This is a genomic window from Frankia sp. AgPm24 (assembly GCF_023243055.1).
Lineage (GTDB): Bacteria > Actinomycetota > Actinomycetes > Frankiales > Frankiaceae > Frankia > Frankia umida.
The window spans coordinates 1-361 of the sequence record NZ_JALKFW010000107.1 but is presented as its reverse complement, the minus strand read 5'-3'; the positions used below and the strand labels follow the sequence as shown (position 1 = coordinate 361).

Sequence of the window (361 nt, the reverse complement as noted above, 5' to 3'; positions counted from 1 at the left end):
CCAAAAGCCGACCCGGACGTGAACGCCTGCAACACCTCCAACACCCGCGCCAACACCACCCGCACCCGCACCAACTCGTCTGGCTCAGAACCAGCGGCAAGCGGATCCACATCGAGAACCAGCCACTCCGGCACGTCCTCAACCAAGGCCTCCAGACCCGCCACATCCGTGATCGCGGCGCTGCTCGGCCGGCTCGCGCCATCAACCTCGCTGCCGGACAGGGGGCTCCAGTCGACGGCGAACATCGCACCGCGAGCGGGGGCGGTGGGAGCGTTGAGCTCGGTGGCGGTGATGGGCCGTGAGGTGAGGGCTCCCAAGGTCAGGACCGGCTCGCCCGCGGTGTCGGCCAGGTCCATCGCCA

1 protein-coding gene is annotated in these 361 nt (G+C 69.3%); it reads right to left on the bottom strand.

Features of this window, described 5'->3' with window-relative positions; translation table 11 throughout:
• Positions 1-361, bottom strand: a 361-nt coding sequence (locus MXD61_RS05870) for a hypothetical protein (RefSeq protein ID WP_248811816.1), incomplete at both ends; no start/stop codon positions are given.